Here is a 229-nt window from a genome sequence, read left to right as displayed (position 1 = left end):
GAAACATTACCAAAACTCCAATCTTATTATGATAAAACTAGTTTACATAATATTGTAATACAATTTTTGGAGATTATCAACTTTGTTGAAAATAGTATAGTAATCAATGGAACTTTTTAGGTGAAAAATAAGGGGGTAATAGTAAGTTGCCCAATAAAAAGAGTTTTTCGACAAGGTTGTGGTTTTTGCAACAGTAATGTTACTTATCATTCTACCTGTTTCACCTGAC

General features: G+C 29.3%; 1 protein-coding gene. It reads right to left on the bottom strand.

Annotation, left to right across the window (positions count from 1 at the left end):
• Positions 1-42 precede the first annotated feature (42 nt).
• A partial coding sequence (locus RYX56_RS25695; RefSeq protein WP_317124556.1) for a hypothetical protein occupies positions 43-229 on the bottom strand: 187 nt, incomplete at its 5' end.

The organism is Alkalihalophilus lindianensis (genome assembly GCF_032843265.1).
GTDB lineage: Bacteria > Bacillota > Bacilli > Bacillales > Bacillaceae_D > Alkalihalophilus > Alkalihalophilus lindianensis.
This window is presented reverse-complemented; position numbering and strand designations above follow the sequence as displayed.